A 6,817-nucleotide genomic window follows, 5' to 3' on the forward strand; every position below is an offset into this window, starting at 1 on the left:
GATGTAAGGTAGTATTCATGATTTTCAGAGCAAAGGTCCTGGCAGCGGCAGTATCAGCCGTGTTGTTGTCCGCATGTGGTGGTACAGAGCACAATGTAACACGCACAGCACAGCCAGCCGTCGCTGAGGAAGCAAAGGCGACTGAGTCTGAAAAAGAAGCTGATCATGACGAGCATGACCACGATGAGGGCGTGACCGATGTTGCTGGTCGTCTGGTGGTTAGCACTGCTGACAGTAATGTATTGCATGTTTACTCAACCTCAGATCAGGCGTTGATTGAATCTATTGGCCTGACGCATATACCTGATTACTTATATGGTTCGGAGAATCATCGGTATGCGATTTCTGTACAACGTACGGATGGCATGGTGGAGTTCTTAGATGGCGGTTTATACCAGGAAGCGCATGACGATCATTTCCATGCCCATCAGGACGCACCGGCAGCGGTATCCTTCCATCTGGAATCGGTGAAACCGACTCATGTCACGGTCAATGAAGGCGGTATCGCGGTCTTCTCTGATGGCGATGAGGCAAGTCAGCAAAGCGCTTCCGTGGCGGTCTTTAATGAGTCGCACATCAGCGGACAGAACACAGAAGTTACGGTGCTGGAGTACAGTACTCATATGCATGGCGCAGCCCAGGCACGCGGTGAGCACCTGATCAGCACATTGCGCGACAGCAGCAGTGAGTCAACACTGCCTTCGCAAATAGGCTTGTTCCATGCGCATGGCGACCATTTTGATAGTGAAAAAGTTTTTGATGTAAGCTGTCCCGGATTGCACGGCAGTGCACAAAATGAAGAAACAATCGTCTTTGGTTGTACTGATGGTGTGGTCCTGATCACCCAAGGAGGCCAGGCCTTCGGTGCAACCAAAATCGCAAACCCTGAGAGCTTTGTTGAAGGCCTGCGTGTTGGTGCTTTGAAAGGTCATCATCACAGTGACCAGTATATTGCGAAAGTGGCTGACCAGTTGTTTATGCTGGACACGCATGACGCTGAGTTAGAAGCGCTGGAGTGGCAAGTAACCAATGATCATAGCATCAGCGATTATGGGTTCAGTGCCAGTGGTGAGCACATTATTGTCATGGATAGCGCAGGTAAGCTGAATGTCTTTGCAGCGCACGAACATGATGGTGAACATCACTGGGAAGCCGAACATGAAGTGATGATTAGTGAGACCGCATTGGCCACCGGACAAAGCTTCTCATTGGCATTTTCTCAGGCTGAAGAGGCGGTATTTGTCAGCGATTCGGCGAATAAACTGATTAAGAAATTCGATTTGGAAGCCGGTGAATGGTCACAGACCTTTGAGCTGGATATTGTTCCAAGCAGGCTAGTGTGGCTGGGGATCGCTAAAAGTGAAGCGGCGCACGACGAGCATAAACACTAATACCAATTTGCTTAATTAAGTGTTCAATCTTGAGGCGAGAAAATATCGTCGATAACAAGGCAAAAATTTTGCTATTTAGTTGTTCTAAATTAGAAATTTTTAACACCGTTAGCGTCATATTTGCTCCTTCAAATTGAACAGGTATTAAGTGAAATTGGTATATTTTGCCATAACCTTTTTTGTAGTGTTAGTAAGCCATCTCGGGTCAAACCAGGTGGCTTTTTTCTTGCCCGTAGATTGGCACTGGGACCGATTTGTGAGACGCTGCCTGCTCTAAACGAATAGTAAACAGGACATATCATGCAGATCCGCACCGCAACCCCAGAAGACCTGCCAACTTTAAGCCAATTAGAGCAAGCCGTGATTGCCGCCGAGCGACCTTTTAATAACGCCATTAAAGCAAAGGGCGCCTATTATTATGACTTGCCAGCGCTACTTGCCTGTCCTGACAGTTTGTTGGTTGTCGGTGAACAAGATAGTAAGATTGTGGCCACAGGGTATGTGCAACACCGACAGTCGAAAGCTCAGCTGGCGCATGAGCGCCATGGTTATCTGGGCTTTATGTATGTCGATCCCGATTATCGCGGTCAGGGGCTTAACCAGGCGATCATGACACATCTGATGAACTGGAGTAAGCAGCAGGAGATCCGCGACTTTTATCTGGATGTTTACAGTGATAATCAGGGCGCGATACGGGCCTATGAAAAAGCGGGGTTCAGGCCTTGCTTGCTGGAGATGAAAGTGCACCTGAGCGAGGGATAGGGAAAGTTATTTCCCAGTTTGTGACAGTTACATTATCTTTTTGATAATAATTATTATTTTTACTAAATTTGCTGATTTTTGCTTCGTCTGGTTGTCGGAAATACAACTAGGATGAAATAATGAACAAACTCAAATACAGCATTCTGCCGCTCGCCCTTGCCGTTTCACAAGCCGTTGTGGCCGACGATGACGCTGAAGTCAAATCGATTGAACAGATCGTGGTCTATGGTGAGAATAGTCGCAATTCACTAAAAGATACCACTTCTTCCATCGCGGTGATCGATGAAGAGCAGCTGAAAAGTGGTCAGGTTAATTCTTACCTGGATGCTTTGCAGGGTATTGCAAATGTGGTCGTGACAGGTGGCTTACCAGCCATTCGGGGTCAGCAAGGCCAGGGTGTATCGCAAGGGTTTGGGTCATTTTCATCGGGCGCAAAGCCACGTATTTCTATTATGCGCGATGGCGTTGCAGAGCCGTATGTTGCAAAAGTCAGCGGCGATCTGGGTTTGTGGGATGTGGAGCAGATCGAAGTGTTACGTGGTCCACAGTCTTCTAACAGTGGTCGTAACAGCAGTGGGGGTGTGGTCTATATCAAAACCAAAGAGCCTTCACTGACCGATATCGAAGCGGGTGTGCGAGTAGGTTATTCCGATCTGAACGAGCAAAGTGAGCTGGCAGGTGTGGTATCTATCCCACTGCTGGAAGATCAGCTTGGCGTGCGTGCCAGTGTACAGCGCGTTGTAGGCGATCTGCATCATACTTTCCAATACGATCAGGGCTACCCATTTGATCCAAATGCTTATGACAGTACCCGTGCAGATATTAAAGTGAAGTGGCAGCCGGCTGGCATACAGGGCCTGGACATGTTACTGCATTATGTGGACAGCGAAGACACAGGTGAGCGCGACTGGACCGTTGAAGGGCCTGAAATTGCACCGATTTCAGACTGGGTGGTCGGTTACGAACGGGTTCGTAACCCGGCAACCGGCCTGTTCGTTGCGCTGGGGTCTGGTGCCAGAGACAAAACGTCGGATTATAAGCGTTGGTCATTGCGTACCCGATATGAGATCAACAGTCAGTTTGACTTTGAACTGATGGTATCAGATACCGATTACAGTTATATCTTTGAGCAATATCCCACCTATTGGTTTGTGCGTATGGAAGAAGAAGGGCGCACTTATGATGCTAAGATTTCTTATGACGGTGATGCGGGCATCAGCGGCTACCTTGGCTACTATCACAACGAGCGCGATCAAGCATTTTTCCGTGAAAGCTGGTATCAGGGCACGGACGACAGCAGCTCAAAGGCCATTTATGGTGAGCTGACCTTCGCATTAACTGACACCACGCGTTTGGTTACCGGTGGTCGTGTTACCGACGAATCACAATTTCGGATCTTTGATGGTTTTGGTTTAGGGCCTCAGGGTCTGCGTTTTGACATTGATGTTGATAACCGCATTTACTTACCTAAGTTGGCAGTGTTGCACGACCTGGGCGAGACCACCACACTGAGCGCCAGCTTCAGAAAGGGCTATACCTCTGGTGGCGGTGATTTCCACTGGTTTACCCGCACCAATTACACCTTTGAGCCGGAATACGTCGATACGTTTGAGTTGGGCGCACGTGCCACGCTGTTGGACGGCGAACTGTCGGTATCAGCGAACCTGTTCTATAACGATTACTCTAATTACCAGCTGCTAGGCCGTGGTCCAAGTGGTGATGCGCGAGACAGTAAAGTGCTGAATCTGGCACAGGTTGAAAGTTATGGTTTGGAAACCGAAGCGCGCCTGGCAGTAACCGAGGATCTGACCTTATCTGCTAGCCTGGGGTTGCTGGACAGCAACATCGACGAAGCCAATGCGCAAAACCGAGATTCCGAAGGCCTGGACTTGCCTATGGCGGCAGACGTCACTCTGGGGGTTGGTGCTGAGTACTGGCTGACTGAGCAGCTACAACTGACTGCTCGTAGTAACTATGTTGGCGAGTATTACAGTAAGCTGGGTGGTAAGGATATTCACTTAGCTGGTGATTATACCGAGGTTAACTTCTCTGTAGCGTACGTGACTGAGCAATGGCGCATTAATGCCTACGTGAACAACGCCTTTGATAATGAGAGCCTGCTACGTGGTGAGCGTCATGACGGCATGACTGAGCAATATAAACACCTTGCAGGTGAATTCCGTTACGCGCGTTTAAGCGACCCAAGAACGGTAGGGATCTCCTTTAGCTATACGCTGTAATCCCTGTGCTGCCCGGGCTGGAATAACAGCCGCCCGGGCCTATCAGTGTGGCACTTTCCCTTCCTTCGCCACGCTGGAAAAATTTCCCCTTCAAGGTGGATTTTTGCCACCGCCATTCGTCTTGCAGTCATATTTTAGAATCCCAATTTAGCTGACTGCAGTGGAGCCAGAATGTCACAGCAAAGACGTACCAGAAGAAATCGCGCCATTTCGTCCCTCTCTAGTGAAGATCAACAACGCCTGCAGGCCCGTATTTCTGAGGCCTCGGAAACGACCGGCCAACTGACGGTGAGTGTAGCCCCCGGTGAGCAGGTGCCGCTGACTGCCGCACAGCAGATTTTGTGGTATGCCTGGAAAATGGACCCGGCAGATGCGTCTTACAACCTGGCTGGCGCTTTACATTTTGATGGCCAGTTGCAGCCATCACGCGTGAAACAGGCATTCGATGTGCTGCTGGCTAAACATTCTGGTTTACGTATTCGATTTGTTGAAGCCGCTGAGCAGGTCTATCAGATTGATGGTCAATATCAGCAACTGGACGTGACTGAACTGACGGTGCACGACGAACAGCCGGACGATCCGATCCGTGCCTTTGTGGAGCAGCCGTTCGATTTATGCCAGGCGCCTTTGCTGCGCATTGCGATTGCCACACGGGGCACGCAAACCAGCCTCATCGTGACTATGCATCACATCATTACCGATGGCACCTCGATGCAGCAATTGCTGGATGAGTTTGTTGCGCTGTATGGTGCACAAGGCACAGCCGATCGGACTCCGGTACCGGGCTTTTTAGAATTTGCTAAATGGGAGCAACAGCAGGAACGCTCCGAGTTATTTGCCACACAACTGGCAAACTGGTTGCCACACTTAGTGGAGACCGATGACACCCTTAGACTGCCGGCCCGCGACCACCAGCGCCATGACCTGAATTATCAGGTTGGCTTTGAAACCCACCCGGTGCCAGGGGCGTTGTGGCAAAAGATCAGCGCAATGGCAACGCAATATCAAATTACCCCATATCTGATTCTACTGACGGCATGGCAAACCTTACTGGCCCGGCTCAGTGGTGGGCAGCATATTCGGGTGGGTGTACCTATAGCTAATCGTCACCGCAGTGAAACGCAAAACGTGGTGGGCTATTTTGTTAATACTCAGGTGATGCCAATCCTGGTGGGTGACAGCGACAGTTTTCAACAACTACTGGAAAAGAATACCGCAATGAGCCGGGTGGCGCAGAGTAACCAGGACTTACCAATCGACAAGCTGGTTGAAGCGATAAAGCCAGCGCGACAGCGCGGTGTGCATCCGGTTTTCCAGGTGATGTTTAACTACCTGCGCCGTGACAAGCGTAATTTTAGCCAGCTTGAGTCACTGACCCTGTCTGGCACGCAAATGTACCGCTTTGGTATGCCGTTTGACTTGCAACTGGATGTGATTGAAGACATCACTGATGGCACCACCCTGAACCTGGTGTTTGCCAGTGAGTTGTATGATGCGGATTTTGCGGTGCAATGTCTGACACAGCTAGTCTCTTTGCTGGATACGTGCCTGAGTGACCCAGATCAGCCTGTCAATAATGTCTCCTTGTTGCAAAGCGCACAAACTCAGGCCTTGCTGGACACTGGCACGGGCACCCCGGCGTTTGACTATCAGCGTCCAATCACGACACTGATCAGTGAACAAAGTGTGCGTACGCCCGAGGCGGTGGCGCTGCGCTTTGCCCAGCAGAGCATGACTTATGCTGAGCTGGAGCAGGCCTCTAACCAACTGGCGCACTGCCTGAATGCCCGGGGCATTGGTGCAGAAGACAAAGTGGCGCTGGTGTTTGAACGTAGCCTGGAAATGGTGATAAGCATTCTGGCAGTGGTGAAGGCCGGTGCGGCCTATGTACCGCTGGAGCCGTCACTGCCCTTGGATCGCATTGCTTATATCGCCAGCAACAGTGGTTTATCGCTGTTCTTAGGCGATGACTCTCTGACGCGCCTGGATAGCCTGAGTGATTTGGCTGAGCGCATCACCTATCAAAGTTTGTCATTGGCAGACTATCCCTCGCAGTTACCTGCGCACGAAATCCCGGCAACTCAGCTGGCCTATGTGATTTACACCTCAGGTTCGACTGGTAAGCCCAAAGGCGTGGGTAATCAGCACAGCGCGATTTACAACCGTATCGCCTGGCAGCAGTCGGCCTATCCGATAGGTGCAGACGACAAAGTACTACAAAAAACCCCCTTCGGGTTTGACGTGTCGGTGTGGGAGTTCTTCTGGCCGTTAATGTACGGTGCGGAGCTGGTGATTGCCGAGCCGGGCGCGCACAAAGACAGCACCCAGCTGCTCGACACCATTAATCATTTTGGCGTCACCACCTTGCACTTTGTACCCTCGATGTTGCAGGCGTTTATTGGCCATGAGTTGGTGCATACCGCG

General features: G+C 50.6%; 4 protein-coding genes. All 4 read left to right on the plus strand.

Going from position 1 to position 6,817, the window contains the following annotated elements; translation table 11 throughout:
* Nucleotides 1-17: 17 nt before the first annotated feature.
* Nucleotides 18-1,391, plus strand: coding sequence for a hypothetical protein (locus MHN31_RS22970; protein WP_239445410.1), 1,374 nt, complete (start codon nt 18-20; stop codon nt 1,389-1,391).
* 300 nt (nt 1,392-1,691) lie between these two features.
* On the plus strand, nt 1,692-2,153 hold the full coding sequence (locus MHN31_RS22975) for a GNAT family N-acetyltransferase (protein ID WP_239445411.1): 462 nt from the start codon (nt 1,692-1,694) through the stop codon (nt 2,151-2,153).
* A 119-nt stretch (nt 2,154-2,272) separates the two neighbouring features.
* Nucleotides 2,273-4,393 carry a TonB-dependent receptor gene (locus MHN31_RS22980; RefSeq protein ID WP_239445412.1) on the plus strand — a complete coding sequence of 707 codons (2,121 nt, stop codon included), beginning with the start codon at nt 2,273-2,275 and terminating at the stop codon, nt 4,391-4,393.
* Between the two features lie 171 nt (nt 4,394-4,564).
* Nucleotides 4,565-6,817 (plus strand): condensation domain-containing protein (locus tag MHN31_RS22985; protein WP_239445413.1); only part of this gene is annotated, 2,253 nt, incomplete at its 3' end.

The organism is Pseudoalteromonas sp. McH1-42, assembly GCF_022347845.1.
GTDB classification, from domain to species: domain Bacteria; phylum Pseudomonadota; class Gammaproteobacteria; order Enterobacterales; family Alteromonadaceae; genus Pseudoalteromonas; species Pseudoalteromonas rubra_D.